General features: G+C 68.1%; 17 protein-coding genes and 2 tRNA genes. 11 read left to right on the top strand and 8 right to left on the bottom strand.

Going from position 1 to position 14,738, the window contains the following annotated elements; translation table 11 throughout:
• Positions 1 to 56 precede the first annotated feature (56 nt).
• Genes IC535_RS16460 through pcnB form a run of 5 tightly spaced genes read right to left on the bottom strand, consistent with a single transcriptional unit; the run spans position 57 to position 3,940 of the window.
• Complete coding sequence (locus tag IC535_RS16460) at positions 57 to 374, bottom strand: DUF5076 domain-containing protein (RefSeq protein ID WP_228887538.1); 318 nt, start codon at positions 372 to 374, stop codon at positions 57 to 59.
• A gap of 20 nt (positions 375 to 394) precedes the next feature.
• Positions 395 to 1,237, bottom strand: coding sequence for a pantoate--beta-alanine ligase (panC, locus tag IC535_RS16455; RefSeq protein WP_228887539.1), 843 nt, complete (start codon positions 1,235 to 1,237; stop codon positions 395 to 397).
• Positions 1,234 to 2,049: a 3-methyl-2-oxobutanoate hydroxymethyltransferase gene (gene panB, locus IC535_RS16450; RefSeq protein WP_228887540.1), complete on the bottom strand. Its 816-nt coding sequence runs from the start codon at positions 2,047 to 2,049 to the stop codon at positions 1,234 to 1,236. Before panB ends, panC begins: the two co-directional genes overlap by 4 nt.
• Positions 2,050 to 2,080: 31 nt before the next feature.
• Positions 2,081 to 2,569, bottom strand: coding sequence for a 2-amino-4-hydroxy-6-hydroxymethyldihydropteridine diphosphokinase (gene folK / locus IC535_RS16445; RefSeq protein ID WP_228887541.1), 489 nt, complete (start codon positions 2,567 to 2,569; stop codon positions 2,081 to 2,083).
• Positions 2,570 to 2,572: 3 nt separating this feature from the next.
• Positions 2,573 to 3,940: a polynucleotide adenylyltransferase PcnB gene (gene pcnB / locus IC535_RS16440; protein WP_429000412.1), complete on the bottom strand. Its 1,368-nt coding sequence runs from the start codon at positions 3,938 to 3,940 to the stop codon at positions 2,573 to 2,575.
• Between the two features lie 50 nt (positions 3,941 to 3,990).
• Between pcnB and IC535_RS16435 the strand changes: the two genes are divergently transcribed.
• Positions 3,991 to 4,065: transfer RNA gene (locus tag IC535_RS16435), tRNA-Glu, on the top strand.
• A 149-nt stretch (positions 4,066 to 4,214) separates the two neighbouring features.
• Here the strand turns inward: IC535_RS16435 and IC535_RS16430 are convergent.
• Positions 4,215 to 5,645, bottom strand: a complete 1,431-nt coding sequence (locus IC535_RS16430) for a sugar porter family MFS transporter (RefSeq protein ID WP_228887543.1) — start codon at positions 5,643 to 5,645, stop codon at positions 4,215 to 4,217.
• Positions 5,646 to 5,967: 322 nt separating this feature from the next.
• On the opposite strand from IC535_RS16430, the gene IC535_RS16425 reads away from it, so the two are divergent.
• Both IC535_RS16425 and fdxA read left to right on the top strand, forming a co-directional pair.
• Positions 5,968 to 6,900, top strand: coding sequence for an SMP-30/gluconolactonase/LRE family protein (locus IC535_RS16425; protein ID WP_228887544.1), 933 nt, complete (start codon positions 5,968 to 5,970; stop codon positions 6,898 to 6,900).
• Between the two features lie 105 nt (positions 6,901 to 7,005).
• The gene (gene fdxA / locus IC535_RS16420) at positions 7,006 to 7,329 is read left to right on the top strand and encodes a ferredoxin FdxA (RefSeq protein WP_228887545.1); all 324 of its coding nucleotides are present in this window, start codon (positions 7,006 to 7,008) and stop codon (positions 7,327 to 7,329) included.
• 173 nt (positions 7,330 to 7,502) lie between these two features.
• On the opposite strand, the gene IC535_RS16415 is transcribed toward fdxA, so the two are convergent.
• Both IC535_RS16415 and dapA read right to left on the bottom strand, forming a co-directional pair.
• A complete protein-coding gene (locus IC535_RS16415; RefSeq protein WP_228887546.1) occupies positions 7,503 to 8,024 on the bottom strand; it encodes a hypothetical protein in 522 nt (173 codons plus the stop codon).
• A 26-nt stretch (positions 8,025 to 8,050) separates the two neighbouring features.
• The gene (dapA, locus tag IC535_RS16410; RefSeq protein ID WP_228887547.1) at positions 8,051 to 8,944 is read right to left on the bottom strand and encodes a 4-hydroxy-tetrahydrodipicolinate synthase; all 894 of its coding nucleotides are present in this window, start codon (positions 8,942 to 8,944) and stop codon (positions 8,051 to 8,053) included.
• A 96-nt stretch (positions 8,945 to 9,040) separates the two neighbouring features.
• On the opposite strand from dapA, the gene IC535_RS16405 reads away from it, so the two are divergent.
• From IC535_RS16405 to IC535_RS16370, 8 genes are all read left to right on the top strand, one after another.
• Positions 9,041 to 9,670 carry a glycine cleavage system protein R gene (locus IC535_RS16405; protein WP_429000410.1) on the top strand — a complete coding sequence of 210 codons (630 nt, stop codon included), beginning with the start codon at positions 9,041 to 9,043 and terminating at the stop codon, positions 9,668 to 9,670.
• A 78-nt stretch (positions 9,671 to 9,748) separates the two neighbouring features.
• Positions 9,749 to 10,228 carry a peroxiredoxin gene (locus IC535_RS16400; RefSeq protein ID WP_228887548.1) on the top strand — a complete coding sequence of 160 codons (480 nt, stop codon included), beginning with the start codon at positions 9,749 to 9,751 and terminating at the stop codon, positions 10,226 to 10,228.
• Between the two features lie 81 nt (positions 10,229 to 10,309).
• Positions 10,310 to 11,707 (top strand): PhoH family protein, encoded by a 1,398-nt coding sequence (locus IC535_RS16395; RefSeq protein ID WP_228887549.1) that lies wholly within the window; start codon positions 10,310 to 10,312, stop codon positions 11,705 to 11,707.
• Entirely contained in the window at positions 11,704 to 12,210 is a 507-nt protein-coding gene (locus IC535_RS16390; RefSeq protein WP_429000411.1) for a hypothetical protein, read from the top strand. Before IC535_RS16395 ends, IC535_RS16390 begins: the two co-directional genes overlap by 4 nt.
• A gap of 29 nt (positions 12,211 to 12,239) precedes the next feature.
• Positions 12,240 to 12,911 carry a YoaK family protein gene (locus tag IC535_RS16385; protein ID WP_228887550.1) on the top strand — a complete coding sequence of 224 codons (672 nt, stop codon included), beginning with the start codon at positions 12,240 to 12,242 and terminating at the stop codon, positions 12,909 to 12,911.
• A 43-nt stretch (positions 12,912 to 12,954) separates the two neighbouring features.
• Positions 12,955 to 13,764, top strand: a complete 810-nt coding sequence (gene thiD, locus IC535_RS16380) for a bifunctional hydroxymethylpyrimidine kinase/phosphomethylpyrimidine kinase (protein WP_228887551.1) — start codon at positions 12,955 to 12,957, stop codon at positions 13,762 to 13,764.
• Positions 13,761 to 14,600 carry an alpha/beta hydrolase family protein gene (locus tag IC535_RS16375; protein WP_228887552.1) on the top strand — a complete coding sequence of 280 codons (840 nt, stop codon included), beginning with the start codon at positions 13,761 to 13,763 and terminating at the stop codon, positions 14,598 to 14,600. Before thiD ends, IC535_RS16375 begins: the two co-directional genes overlap by 4 nt.
• Before the next feature lie 61 nt (positions 14,601 to 14,661).
• Positions 14,662 to 14,738 (top strand) — tRNA-Arg (locus tag IC535_RS16370).

Here is a 14,738-nt window from a genome sequence, read left to right as displayed (position 1 = left end):
CAGCCACCCCGGGCGCGCAACCCTCGCCGGGCCTGGGCCGGGGCGAACCGACCCGGTCAGCCGTCGCCGTCGCCCGCCACGCCGGTCGCTGCCGCGGCCGGTTGCCCGAGCTCGGCCAGGAAATGGCCGACGATCGCCTGCAGCCGCTGCTCCGGGTCGGCGCTGCCATGCAGGCCGGCGATGCCCTCGGCCAGCTGGCGGGAAGTGTCGGCCAGGATCATCCCCCAGGCCCGTTCTTCGGCGATGCCCAGGGTCTGTTCCTGCAGGCCGACCTTCATCGAGCAATGCAGGCCACGCCCGGCGATCCATACCCGCAGCATCTCCACGGCGCGGTCATCGTCGAGCGCGGCCAGCGGTATCGGTCGTTCGTTCATCGGGTGTCCGGGGCGGCCCCTCAGAACTCCAGGTTGTCGATCAGGCGGGTGCTGCCGATCCGGGCGGCGATCAGCGCCACGCGGGTGCCGTCATTGGCGTCGGCCGGCTCGGACAGGTCCGGCAGGCGCAGCACCGCGTAGTCGACCTGGAAGCCGGCCGCCTGCAGCGCCGCGGTGGCGTCGGCTTCGATCGCGCTGCGGGTCTTGCCGGCGATGAAGCCTTCGCGCATGCCCAGCAGCACCTGGTGGATGCGCGTGGACACCGACCGCTGCTGCTCGTTGAGGTACTGGTTGCGCGAGCTCATCGCCAGGCCGTCGGTTTCGCGCACGATGTCACCGCCGACGATCTGGATCGGAAAGGCCAGGTCTTCCACCATCTGGCGGATCACTGCCAGCTGCTGGTAGTCCTTCTTGCCGAAGGCGGCCACGTCCGGCTGCACCTGGTTGAACAGGCGCGAGACCACCGTGCACACGCCGTCGAAATGCCCGGGGCGGTGCGCGCCCTCCAGCAGCCCGCTGATGCCGGGCACGTTGACGCTGGCCGCCAGCTCCACCCCGAACGGATACATCGATTCCACCGTGGGCAGCCACAGCACATCGCAGCCGGCCTGCTCCAGCCCGGTGGTGTCCGCTTCGGGCGTGCGCGGATAGCGGGTGAAGTCTTCGTTGGGACCGAACTGGGTCGGATTGACGAAGACACTGGAGACCACCCGGTCGGCATACTGGCGCGCCAGCGTGACCAGCGAATAGTGGCCTGCATGCAGGTTGCCCATGGTGGGGACCAGCGCGACGCGCAGGCCCTCGCGCTTCCAGCCGTTGACCACGGCGCGCAGGCGGGACAGTTCGGTGATGGTGTCGATCATGAGGCGTAGGCGTGTTCTGCGTCGGGGAAGGTGCCGTCGCGCACGGCGTCGGCGTAGGCACGGACCGCGCCGGCCACCGAACCGCCTTCGGCAAGGAAATCCTTGACGAACTTGGGCCGGCGGTGGCCGCTGTCCAGGCCGAGGAAATCGTGCAGTACCAGCACCTGGCCGTCGCACTGCGGGCCGGCGCCGATGCCGATGGTGGGCACGTCAATGGCAGCGGTGACCTCGGCGGCGACCGGGGTCGGCACGCATTCGAGCACCAGCAGGCTGGCGCCGGCGGCCACCACCGCCCTGGCATCGTCCACCAGTTGGGCGGCGGCGTCGCCGCGGCCCTGCACCCGGTACCCGCCCAGGCGCAGCACCGACTGCGGGGTCAGGCCCAGGTGCGAACACACCGGAATCTCGCGCTCGACCAGGTAACGGATCACTTCCAGCTTGAAGCCGGCGCCTTCGATCTTGACCATCTCCGCACCGGCCTGCAGCAGGCGCAGCGAGGCATCCAGCGCGCGCTCGGGGGTGGCGTCGGCGCCGAACGGCAGGTCGGCCACCAGAAGCGCGCGTTCCAGCACGCGGGCCACCGCGCGGGTGTGGTAGACCATGTCGTCGGTGGTCACCGGCAGGGTGGAATCGTGCCCCTGCACCACCATGCCCAGCGAGTCGCCGATCAGGATCAGGTCCACCCCGTTGGCATCGAAGCTGCGCGCAAAGCCGGCATCGTAGGCGGTCAACATCACCAGCTTCTGCCCGTTGCGCTTGGCCTGCGCCAAGGCGGGGACGGTCCAGGGCTTGCTGTCTGCGTGGGTACTCATGAGCTGATAACCGGTGGCGATAAGCGGCGCATTATCCTCCTATTGGCGCGATCCCGCTGGCCTCCACCCGCATCACAGCATCCCGCACCCGGCCGTGCCCCGGGATCACCGCCTCCGGCGCGATCTCGGCCAGCGGCAGCAGCGCGAAGGCGCGCTCATGCAGATAGGGGTGCGGTACCTGCAGCTGTGGCAGGTCGATCACCGCCTCGCCGTACAGCAGCAGGTCCAGGTCCAGCGTGCGCGGCCCCCACTGCGCGGCCGGGTCGCGCACGCGGCCGAAGCGGCGCTCGATCTCCAGCAGCGCCTCGAGCAGCTCCGGCGCCGGCAGCGTGGTATCCAGCACGGCGGCGGCGTTGACGAACGCCGGCTGGTCCGGGTTGCCCCAGGCCGGCGTGCTGTACAGCTGCGACTGCGACTGCAGGCGGCTGCCCGGCAGCTGTGCCAGCGCGGCGAACGCCGCGCGCAGGGTCTGCGCGGCATCGCCCAGGTTGGCGCCCAGTCCGATACAGGCCAGGGTCACCGCTTACTCGCCCGCAGCGCCACCGGGACGGCGCCGGCGCCGACGCCGCTTGCGCGGTGCCCCGTCTTCGCCCTCGCCTTCTTCGCGTGCGGCGTCCAGCGCCGAATCCAGCTCGGGGCCGGACTGCAGCTGGGCTTCGCGCCAGAATTCGACGTCGGCCGCATGCTCGCTGGAGGCGACCTGGCGCAGTACCAGGAAATCGTAGGCGGCGCGGAAGCGCGGATGGGTCAGGGTGCGGATCACCCGCTTGCGCTGGCGCGAGCCGAAGCGGCCCTGCAGCAGCCAGATCTCCTGCATTGGCAGCGAGAACCGGCGCGGCAGCGCGATGGTGGTCAGCTGGTGCAGGGTGACCCGGTCGGCGGCGCGCCGCTGCGCTTCTTCCAGCGCCACGCCCTGCTTCTGCAGGCTGGCCAGGGCGCGGCAGAACGCCGGCCACAGCAGCAGCGCGAACAGGAACGAGGGCGAGACCGGTTCGTCGTTGGCAACGCGCAGGTCGGTGTTGTGCAGGCCTTCGATCACCATCCGGCGCAATGCGCCGCTGCGGTTGCTGCGCAGCGCCGCGGCGCTTTCCGGGAACATCACATCCAGCAGGCCGTAGCGTTCCAGGCCTTCGAAGCTGGCCACGCCGCGCCCGGACAGGAACAGCTTGAGCACTTCCTCGAACAGGCGCGCCGGCGCCGCTTCGGCCAGCAGGCCGGCCAGGCGCGGCAGCGGCTCGGCACTGGCATCGTCGATCTGGAAGCCGAGCTTGGCGGCCAGGCGCACCGCGCGCAGCATCCGCACCGGGTCTTCCTGGTAACGCTTTTCCGGGTCGCCGATCAACTTCATCAGACGGGCCTGGACGTCCTCGAAGCCGCCGGTGTAGTCGCGCACCGAGAAATCCTCGATCGCGTAGTACAGGGCGTTGCAGGTGAAGTCGCGGCGGATCGCGTCGTCTTCGATGCTGCCGTAGACGTTGTCGCGCACCAGCATGCCGTTTTCCATCTCACGGTCGCCGCTGCCATCGTCGATGTTGGCGCGGAAGGTGGCCACTTCGATGATCTCGCGGCCGAACACCACGTGCGCCAGCCGGAAGCGGCGCCCGATCAGACGGCAGTTGCGGAACAGTGCCTTGACCTGTTCGGGGGTGGCGTCGGTGGCCACGTCGAAATCCTTGGGGTTGCCGCCGACCAGCAGGTCGCGCACGGCACCGCCGACGAGGTAGCCCGCAAACCCGGAATCGCGCAGCCGGTACAACACGCGCAGTGCGTTGGGGCTGATGTCCTTGCGGGAGATGGTGTGCTGGTCGCGCGGGATCACGCGCAGGCTGAACGGTGATGTAGCAGAGGAATTGATGTTGGCGCTTCCGGTTGAGTTTTCGGGATTGCCCAATGGCATCTAGGTCCATATACTAGCGCGCTGCGCAGTTCGCGACAAAGCATGCTCCCTTCGTCTAATGGTTAGGACGTGGCCCTCTCAAGGCTAAAACAGGGGTTCGAGTCCCCTAGGGAGCACCAGTCGCGGTGCAGAAAGCCAAAAACCCCGCCACGGCGGGGTTTTTTGCGTTCCGGGCCCGGGCCCGTGGCGCCTGCCCTGCCAGGCATGGCCCGGGGAGCATCCTCCCCTGGCCCGGCCTGCCGCCCGCTCCGACCGCGTCGGAAGCGGCTCAGCCCTCCATCTGCTCCAGCTCCTTGCCCTTGGTCTCCTTGACGAAGCGCAGCACGAAGAACACCGAGATCACCGCGGCGACCGTATAGATGCCGTAGGCCCCGGCCAGGCCGATGCTGGCCAGCAGGATCGGGAAGGACACGGTGATGGCGAAGTTGGCGGTCCACTGCGCCGCCCCTGCCACCGCCAGCCCCGAGCCGCGGATCTGGTTGGGGAACATCTCGCCCAGCATCACCCACATCACCGGGCCCCAGGACATGTTGAAGAAGATCACGTAGACGTTGGCCGCCACCAGCGCCAGCACGCCCATGCGGTCGGTCAGCTGCAGCTTGCCGCCGGCATCGAGCGAGCCGCTGGCGAAGGCCAGGGTGACCAGCGCCAGCGAGATCGCCATGCCGACCGATCCGACCCACAGCAGCGGCTTGCGCCCGATGCGGTCGATCAGGACCACGGTGATCAGGCAGGCGCCGATGCTCAGCGCACCGGACAGTACGTTGATCAGCAGCGCGTCGTTCTCCGAGAAGCCCACCGCCTGCCACAGCACCGCGCCGTAGTAGAAGACCACGTTGATGCCGACCAGTTGCTGGAATACGGCCAGGCCGATGCCGATCCAGACGATCGGGCGCAGCTTGCCGGTGGCCTTGCTGATCAAGTCCGAGAAAGTCGGGCGGTGCTGGTCCTGGGACAGCGAGCCCTCGATCTCGCCGATCTTGGTCTGCGCTTCGGCCGGGCCGTACAGGCGGGTGAGCACCGCCAGGGCCTGGCCACGGCGCCCCTTGACCACCAGGAAACGCGGGCTCTCCGGGATCACCAGCAACAGGCACAGGAACAGCAGCGAGGGAACGGCCTGCATCCAGAACATCCAGCGCCATGCCTCCTGCCCCAACCACAGCTCCTGGGTGGAGGCCCCGGCCGCCTTGGCCAGCAGATAGTTGCTCAGGAAGGCGCAGAACAGTCCGCTGATGATCGCGATCTGCTGCACCGTGGCCAGCCGCCCGCGATAGCGGGCCGAGGCGACCTCGGCGATGTAGGCCGGCGACATCACGCTGGCCGCACCGACGGCGAAGCCGCCGATCACCCGGGCGAGGATGAACACCGTGGAGCTGTGCGCCGCACCGGCCCCCAGCGCGGAGAACAGGAACATCACCGCGGCGATGATCAGCACGCCGCGGCGGCCGAGCCGGTCGCCGAGGCGGCCGGCGAAGAACGCACCGATCGCGCAACCCAGCAGCATCGAGGCGACCTCGAAGCCGATCCCGGCCGAACTGGACTGGAAGGTATCCTTCAGGCCATCGACGGTGCCGTTGATCACGCCGCTGTCGAACCCGAACAGGAAGCCCCCGATGGTGGCCACGCAACTGATCAGGACGATGAAGCCGGTGTTCTCGCCGCTGCCGGCGGAGGTACTGCTGAGCGAAGCACTGGGCATGGTGATTCCTGGGTCGGAAGGGGACGTCGGGTCAGCGCAGCGGGTACTGGTTGATCAGGTTCTCCTACCTTTCTGCCGGCCGCTACGCTGCCGCGCCTGGCCCTGGACCAGGGCCGGACGATCTGCGGGGCCAGTGGGAAGGGGGCTGTTCGACACAGCCCCACCCCCGATTGTCCATCGGTAGTCATCCGCATCTTGGCCCGGACGTCGACGGTGTTGCAATCGTGCACTGCGGCATGGCCTGGACATGGCAGCCCGGCGCATACGGCATTGATCGGGCCGGTGGCACAATGCAACGCCCCTGCCGTGGTGAGCCTGCCCCATGTCCGATGCCGTCGCCGCACCGCCCACCGCTGCCGCTAATGTTCCGCTGCTGGTCGACAGCCGTTGCACCCACGGCGAAGGCGCACTGTGGTCGGCACGGCGGCAGTGCCTGTTCTGGGTGGACATCAGTGAGCGCCGGTTGTGGCAGTACCGCAGCGCCGATGGCAGCCACCGGAGCTGGTTGCTGCCCGACCGCCCCGGCTGCCTGGCCGAGGGGGAAGACGGCCGCCTGCTGATCGCGCTGGCCGGTTCCCTGCAGCGCCTGGACCTGGACCGCGACGGCGATGCCCACGCACCGCCGCTGGAATGGCTGGCCGATGTGCAGCCCGAGGTCGCCGACACGCGCAGCAATGACGGCCGTACCGATCGCGCCGGCAACCTGGTGTTCGGCACCATGAGCGAGGATCCCGCGCGTGCGCCGCTCGGCCGCTACTACCAGTTCTCGATGCGGCACGGCCTGCGCGAGCTGAACCTGCCCGCCGTGGTGATCCCCAACGCGATCTGTTTCAGCGCCGACGGCACCATGATGTACTTCTGCGATTCGGTGCGCCCGGCGCTGTGGTGCTGCCACTACGATGCCGAGCGTGCGCACTGCGGGCCACCCCGCCTGTTCGCCACCCTGCCCGATCCGGGCTGGGAGCCCGATGGCGCCATCGTCGATGCCGAAGGCGGCCTCTGGAACGCGCAGTGGCGGGCCTCCCGCGTGGTGCGCTATCGACCCGACGGCGAAGTCGACCGGGTCGTCCTGCTGCCGGTGCGCAACCCCACCTGCGTCGCACTCGGCGGGCCCTCGCTGCGGCAGTTGATGGTCACCAGTTCCCGGCTCGACCACACCGACGCCGAACTGGCGGCCAGCCCGGGCGCGGGCGGTGTATTTGCGCTGGAAACCGGCATCGCCGGCCTGCCCGAGCGCCCTTTCCGCTGGTCCTGAGCCTTGCGCCAGGGGCATTTCCGGGTTCCAGGCACGATCCGATCCCGCGCCACGGACCAACCTGTTCTAGAATTGTCCGGCTTACTGTCGGATCCAGATCCAGCCATGCCTTTCGTCGTCACCGAAAACTGCATCAAGTGCAAACACACCGATTGCGTGGAAGTGTGCCCCGTGGATTGCTTCCATGAAGGCCCGAACTTCCTGGTGATCGACCCGGACGAGTGCATCGACTGCACCCTGTGCGAACCGGAATGCCCGGTCAACGCGATTTTCCCCGAAGACGACGTGCCGGCCGGGCAGGAAGCCTTCGTTGCGCTCAACGCCGAACTGGCCAAGGCCTGGCCGGTGCTGACCGTGCGCAAGGACCCGCCCGCCGACGCTGGCGAATGGGACGGCAAGCCGGACAAGCTGAAGCTGCTGGAGCGCTGAGTCTTCCAACGGCTCTGCGGGTACGAAGAAGGGCGCCATGGGCGCCCTTCTTGTTTGCATCGCATGGCCGGCTGCGCTCCAACGCCATCAGCATCGGACAGAGACACCATGCAGGGCGTGCCTGCCAGGCAGGCAGCCTACCGACCGACGGTCGGTAGCTACCCCCATTCCCCTTACGGGGCCAGCTTGGCCTTCAGCTCGCCCAGCAGCTTGACCGGGGCGGCGCCGGTGGCCGGCAGGCCGCGCGGGTCCACGGCCGAGATGTAGGCACCGGCTTCCACCGCCACCACGCGGACCAGGAAGTCGCTGCCTTCATAGGCCACATCGTAGGAACCCAGCAGCTGGGCCTTGCTGGCCACCTTCACGCCTTCCACCGACTCCAGCGCCGTCCCCACCTTGGCAAACACCTCGTCCTTGCCGCCGGACACGGTGAACCCACCGGTATTGGCCTGGGGTGCAGCAGCAGCGGCGGCCGGGGCCGGCTTGGCGGCCTGCGAGGCCAGCACCGGCACCGCCGCAGCCGGGGCGCCGCCCGGTGCGTTCAGGTCCGGCGGCACTTCCAGCGGACGCACTTCCGGGGCGAGCGCGTAATCGCCCTTGGCGCCGCGCTTGAAGCAACCAGTGGTGCCGACCAGGGTGGCCGTCGCCAGGATGGCAAAGGACAGCACGCGGATGGCGGAAACAGATTGACGCATGGGAATCTCCTGGGTGACCACTGTCATCAGTGGTTGGAAAGTGCTTCGAGCGCACCGATGTCGGTGGCAAGGTGTTCGGCAGCGGCCTGGTGGGCCGCAGACAAGGGCAACAGCGGCAGGCGCAGGCCGTGGCCGATGCCGATCCGGCGCAGCAGGTCCTTCACCGGGATCGGATTGGGTTCCACGCCGCAGAATTCATGGAAGGGCTGCAGGCGCGCATCCCAGGCCTCGGCCGCGTCGCGCTCGCCGGCCGCAGCCAGGTCGCACATGCGCCGGTAGGCGCCGGGCAGCGCGTTGGAGCCGACCGAGATCAACCCGTCCATGCCGGACAGGATCGAGCGCGCGGCGGTGCCGTCATCGCCGCTGAGGACGGCAAAGTCCGCCGAACGCAGGGCCAGCAGCGCCTGCACGCGACCGGTCTCGCCAACCGCTTCCTTGATCGCAACGATGTTCGGGTGCGCGGCCAGCGCGGCCACTGTCTCGGGCAGCATGTCGCAGCCGGTACGGCCGGGCACGTTGTACAGGATCACCGGCAGGCCGCCCTGGTCGGCCACCGCGCGGTAGTGCGCGATCAGCCCGGCCTGGGTCGGGCGCACGTACGGCGGGGTCACCACCAGCGCGTGGCTGGCGCCGTTGGCCGCGGCGCGGCGGGTCTGCTCGATGGTTTTGGCGGTGCCCGACAGCCCGGTGCCGGCCAGCACCGGCACCCGCCCGGCCACGGTTTTGACCGCGCTGCGCAGCAACTGGTCGTATTCGTCATCGGACAGGGTCGCCGCCTCGCCGGTGGAACCGGCCACGACCACTCCGTGAACGCCCCCCTCCAACTGCAGGTGCAGCAGACGCTGCCAAGCGTCGGGATCCAAGGCGCCATTGGCCTGGAAAGGCGTGGCCAGCGCGGTGATGAGACCTGAAAGAGACAAGGACGCGATGCTCGCATGAGGGGGGAAGCCCGGCCAGGGTAAACGCCGGCCGGATGTACTTTGCATGTTACTTGCGGGTCGAAAGCACGGGCAAGTATGCTGGACTCCGGCGAACGCGCCGTCGCCGGCGCCGTTCAGACTCAGCTTGCATTACCCGGAACCACTTTGACCGACACCACGCCGCGGCCTGCGCCGACCGAAAACCATCTCCTGATCAACGCCTATACGACGCATCCGGAGTCCCCCCTGCTGCCCGTGACCCGGCGTATCGCCGACAGTGGCTGCAACCTGGTCGATGCCCGCCTGGCCACCGTCGGCCGCGATGTTTCGGTGACCGCACTGGCCACCGGCTCGTGGGATGCGGTGGCCAAGCTGGAAGCGATGCTGACCCGGCTCGAGCGCGAGGAAGGGCTGAAGCTGGTGTGGTACCGCACCGGTGCCAAACAGGCCCAGTCCAACCTGCTGCCCTACATCGTCGAGGTGATCGCCGCCGACAAGCCCGGCATCCTGTTCCAGCTGGCCGATTTCTTCGACCGCCAGGGCATCACCATCGAGAACCTGCAAAGCACCCGATACCGCGCCATGCAGACCGGTGCGGAAATGTTCTCCGCGCAGGTCACCATCGGCGTGCCGGCCAACATGCACATCGCTGCACTGCGCGATGACTTCCTGGAATTCTGCGACCATCTGAACCTGGATGCCATCATGGATCCGATGAAGTTCTGATCTTTCGCGCGTTCGTCACGGGCGCGCGAGGTTTCATGCAGTTGTAATGGCACGACCCCAGGATCCGGAAAGGAACCCATGAACGACGGCGACACCCTGGACAGCACCACCCTCGCACTGCCGCTGGCCCTGTCCGGCGGCGAGCACACCACCCTCGGCGATCTGGCCGGCCAGTGGCTGGTGTTGTACTTCTACCCGAAGGACAGCACCCCCGGCTGCACCACCGAAGGCATCGACTTCAACGCCCTGCTGCCCGAATTCACCGGCCTGGGTGCGCGCGTGTTCGGCGTCTCCCGCGACTCGGTCAAATCCCACGACAACTTCTGCGCCAAGCAGGGTTTCGCCTTCCCGCTGATCAGCGATGGCGACGAAGCGCTGTGCGCCGCGTTCGACGTGATCAAACTCAAGAACATGTACGGCAAGCAGGTACGCGGCATCGAGCGCAGCACCTTCCTGATTTCGCCAGACAGTCGTATCGTGCAGGCGTGGCACAAGGTCAAGGTGGCCGGCCACGCAGACACCGTCCTTGAAGCCCTGAAGGCCGCGAAAACCCAGTGACCAACCTGCACCCCCCAATGGCCATCACCCTGCCCTGCAGGCTGTGATGGCTTGTCCCTGTTCTGCCACCAGGAAATGACGATGACCCGAGGCAAGCGCATCTACGTTCTGGATACCAACGTGCTCATGCACGATCCGACCGCGCTGTTCAAGTTCGAGGAGCATGATGTCTACCTGCCGATGCAGGTGATCGAAGAGCTGGACAACGGCAAGAAGGGCACCACCGAAGCCAGTCGCAATGCGCGCCAGGTCAGCCGCTTCCTCAATGAGCTGGTGCAGGCCTCGGGCCTGGACAACCTGGCCGATGGCATTCCACTGCAGCGTCCCAACGGCCTGCAGCTGCGCGGCAAGCAGAGCGTGGGCCTGCTGCGCTTCCAGACCAGCCACTTCGAAGCGGGCAAGAGCTTCGGCGCGGTGATTCCCGACAACGCCATCCTCGGCGCGATCCTGGCCCTGAAGGAGCAGGTGCCGGAGATTCCGGTGGTGTTCGTGTCCAAGGACATCAACCTGCGGATCAAGGCGGCGATCGCCGGCATCGTGTCGGAAGACTACGAGAACGACCGCGCGCTCGACGATTTCAGCCTGCTCTACACCGGCGCCACCGAGCTGCCGGAAGACTTCTGGAAGAAGCACACCGACAACCTGCGCAGCTGGAGCGACAAGGGCCGTACCAGTTACGAAATCATCGCCAGCGAAGACGAGGACTGGCACCCCAACCAGTACGCCTACCTGCCCGGCGAGGATGAAGTGGAACTGCGCGTGGCCAAGGTCGAGGGCGACAAGGTCACCCTGGCCCTGGTCAACGACTTCCGCCACGGCAGCCATGCGGTGTGGGGCATCAGCGCGCGCAACCGCGAGCAGAACTTCGCGCTCAACGCGCTGATGGACCCGGAGATCGACTTTGTCACCCTGCTCGGCACCGCCGGCACCGGCAAGACCCTGCTCGCGCTCGCTGCCGGCCTGGCCCAGACCATGGATCAGCAACGCTACCGGGAAATCATCATGACCCGCGCCACGGTCAGCGTCGGCGAGGACATCGGCTTCCTGCCCGGTACCGAAGAAGAAAAGATGACGCCGTGGATGGGCGCGCTGACCGACAACCTGGAAGTGCTCACCCATACCCAGGAAGGCGGCGCGTGGGGCCGTGCGGCGACCAACGACCTGATCGCCAGCCGGATCAAGATCCGCTCGTTGAACTTCATGCGCGGGCGTACCTTCCTGTCGCGTTACCTGATCCTGGATGAAGCGCAGAACCTCACCCCCAAGCAGATGAAGACCCTGATCACCCGTGCCGGCCCCGGCACCAAGATCGTCTGCCTGGGCAACGTGGAACAGATCGACACCCCGTACCTGACCGAGACCACCTCGGGCCTGACCTACGCGGTGGACCGTTTCAAGAACTGGCCGCACAGCGCGCATGTCACGCTGCGCCGTGGCGAACGCTCGCGCCTGGCCGATTACGCGTCGGAGGTGTTGTGAACCGTTCCCTGTTACGTGCCGTCCTGCCGCTGGCGCTCGCCGCGCTGGCGGCGGCCTGCACGCCCGCCAATACGCGGCCGGGCGCCAGCGTCCCGACCGCGATCAAGACCGGCCAGTCCTGGGTGGTGACGCGACCGCTGGTCGCCGCCCAGGTCCTGGATACCTGCTCGCGCGACAGTCCCGGCCGCGAGGCCGGGCGCGTGACCGGCTACTGGGCGCCCAGCCGCAAGGAAGTTGAACAGCTGGAGGCCGCGTTGCCGACATTGGAGGCGCAGGTGCCCAAAGCCGCCGATTTCGACCGCCAGTACGTCGGCATCGAAATGAGCGGACGCAAGCTGATCTACCTCAATGCCTTCCATCTACCCGATGACGCCGACATCGATCCGGCCCGCGAAGCGATCCGGGTCTGCGATGGTGGCGCGCAGTTCTGGGGCGCGGTGTTCGATCCGGCCAGTGCGCAGTTCACCGACGTGCGGTTCAACGGCGCCATCGACGGCCCCTGACCGGCCGTGGCCACGCCCGTGCCAGCCCGATGAGCATCCGCCTGCCCACCTGGGTCTGGATCGGCGCCATCGCCTTGTCGTGCGTGGCCGGGATGGTCAACGTGGTCGGCTTCCTGGGGTTCGAGCACCAGGCGGTCAGCCACATGACCGGCACCACCAGCCAGCTCGGCATGGCGCTCGCCCAGCGCGACTGGCGCGTGGTCGGCCATCTGTGGGGGCTGCTGATCGCGTTCTGCGCGGGCGCCACGCTCAGCGGGGTCATCATCCAGGACAGCGGCCTGCAACTGGGCCGGCGCTATGGCGTGGTACTAGCGCTGGAATCGCTGTTGCTGCTGGTCGCGATCCCGTTGTTCAAGCAGCAGCAGATATGGGGCGCACTGGCCGCGGCGATGGCCTGCGGCCTGCAGAACGCCATGGCGACCACCTTCAGCGGCGCGGTGGTACGCACCACCCATCTCAGCGGCATGTTCACCGACCTGGGCATCGGCCTGGGCCACCTGCTGCGCGGCCTGCCGCTGCCGGTCCGACGGCTGACCCTGAGCGGGCTGATCGTCAGCGGCTTCCTGGCCGGCGGCGTGATCGGCGCCGGGCTGTTTTTGCGCTTCGGCTATGATGCCCTGCTCGCCCCCGCCCTGCTGACCGGCGGCACCGGCCTGGGCTATGTGCTGTACCGCCAATGGGCCCTGCTGCGGGCGCACTGAGGGCGCGGCAGCAATGCCGCGGCAAACATTGCACAATCGAGGCATGACACCTTCCAGCCCCGTTTCCGCCCTGACCATCGCCGGCTCCGATTCCGGCGGTGGCGCCGGCATCCAGGCCGACCTGAAGGCCTTCGCCGCCCATCGCGTGCATGGCCTGTCCGCGATCGCCGCGCTGACCGCGCAGAACACCGGTGGCGTCACCGCCGTGCACGTGCCGCCACTGGACTTCCTGCAGGCGCAGATCGATGCCTGTTTCGCCGACTTTGATATCCATGCGGTGAAGCTGGGCATGCTGGCCAACGCCGAGGTGATCGACCTGGTCGCCGACGCACTGGAAAAGCACCGCCCACCCCACGTGGTGCTCGATCCGGTGATGGTCGCCACCAGCGGCGCCAGGCTGCTGGAGGAAAACGCACTGGAGGCGATGCGCGCGCGCCTGATCCCGCTGGCGACCCTGCTCACGCCCAACATCCCGGAAGCCGAGCTGCTGCTTGGCCGCCGCATCGTCACCGCCGAGGATGCGGAGGACGCCGCCGACGCCCTGCTCGAGCTGGGGGCCGGCGCAGTACTGCTCAAGGGCGGTCATCTGGACGAAGGCAGCCGCGTGATCGACCGCTACTTCGACGGTGTGACCCGCGAAGAATTCATCCACACGCGGCTGCCGGTGGATGCGCACGGCACCGGCTGCACGCTGGCCTCGGCCATCGCCGCACAGCTGTGCCAGGGACTGTCGCTGCCCAACGCCTGCGAGGCGGCGATCGACTACGTCGCTCGTGGCCTGCACGCTGGTTATTACCCGGGCCGCAGCGAGGTACTGGTGATCGACCACTTCGGCGCGGCGCGCCAGGCATGATCGATGCGCACGCCCTGCCGGTCACCGCCACCGATGGCCATCGCTTCGAATTGCTGGCCCGGGTGCCGGCACGGCCGCGCGCGCGACTGTTGTGGTTGCCGGCACTGGGCGTGGCCGCGCGCCATTACCTGCCGCTGGCCGAGGCGCTGGCCGCGCACGGCGTGGCGGTGTACCTGCACGAGTGGCGCGGCAACGGCAGCAGCAGCCTGCGCCCGTCGCGCACGCAGGACTGGGGCTATCGGGAGATCCTGCAAACGGACCTTCCGGCCAGCCTGGCCGCGCTGCAAGGTAGCGCCGCCGCCGACACCATCCTCGGCGGCCACAGCCTCGGCGGGCAGCTGGCCTGCTGTCTGGCCGGCCAGCATCCCGCGCAGGTCCAGCGGCTGTGGCTGGTTGCCAGCGGCACGCCCTACTGGCGCACCTTCCCGGCCCCGCGCGGCTGGACGCTGCCGCTGATCTACCGCTTCCTGCCATGGCTGGCGCAACGCCAGGGCGTACTGCACGGTCGCCGGCTCGGCTTCGGCGGCACCGAAGCGCGCGGGCTGATCGGCGACTGGGCCAAGGTGGGGCTGAACAACCATTACGCGGGCGCCGGCATTGCGCAGGACCTGGAAGCCGGCCTGCGCCGGCTGCGCGGGCGCGCCACTGCGGTGGTGATGGCAGACGATTGGCTGGCCCCGAAGGGCTCGATGCAGGGCCTGCTGGCCAAGCTGCCCCAGGTCGACGCTACGCTGGCCGTGCTGTCGGCTGCCGCCCTTGGCACGCGCGCCGATCACTTCGCCTGGATGAAGTCCCCGCAGGCCGTGGCCGACCTGCTTTTTCATTCATTGGAGTGAAGGCCTTCACAAAAGCGTTGACGAATGCGGCCTGCATCCGCATAATTCCGCTCCTGTTGACGCGCCCGTAGCTCAGTTGGATAGAGTACCTGGCTACGAACCAGGCGGTCGGGAGTTCGAATCTCTCCGGGCGCACCA

Origin of the sequence: Stenotrophomonas rhizophila (assembly GCF_020857975.1) — a bacterium.
Lineage (GTDB): Bacteria > Pseudomonadota > Gammaproteobacteria > Xanthomonadales > Xanthomonadaceae > Stenotrophomonas > Stenotrophomonas rhizophila_C.
Note: the sequence above shows the minus strand (reverse complement) of the source record. Positions and strands in the feature narration are given on the sequence as shown.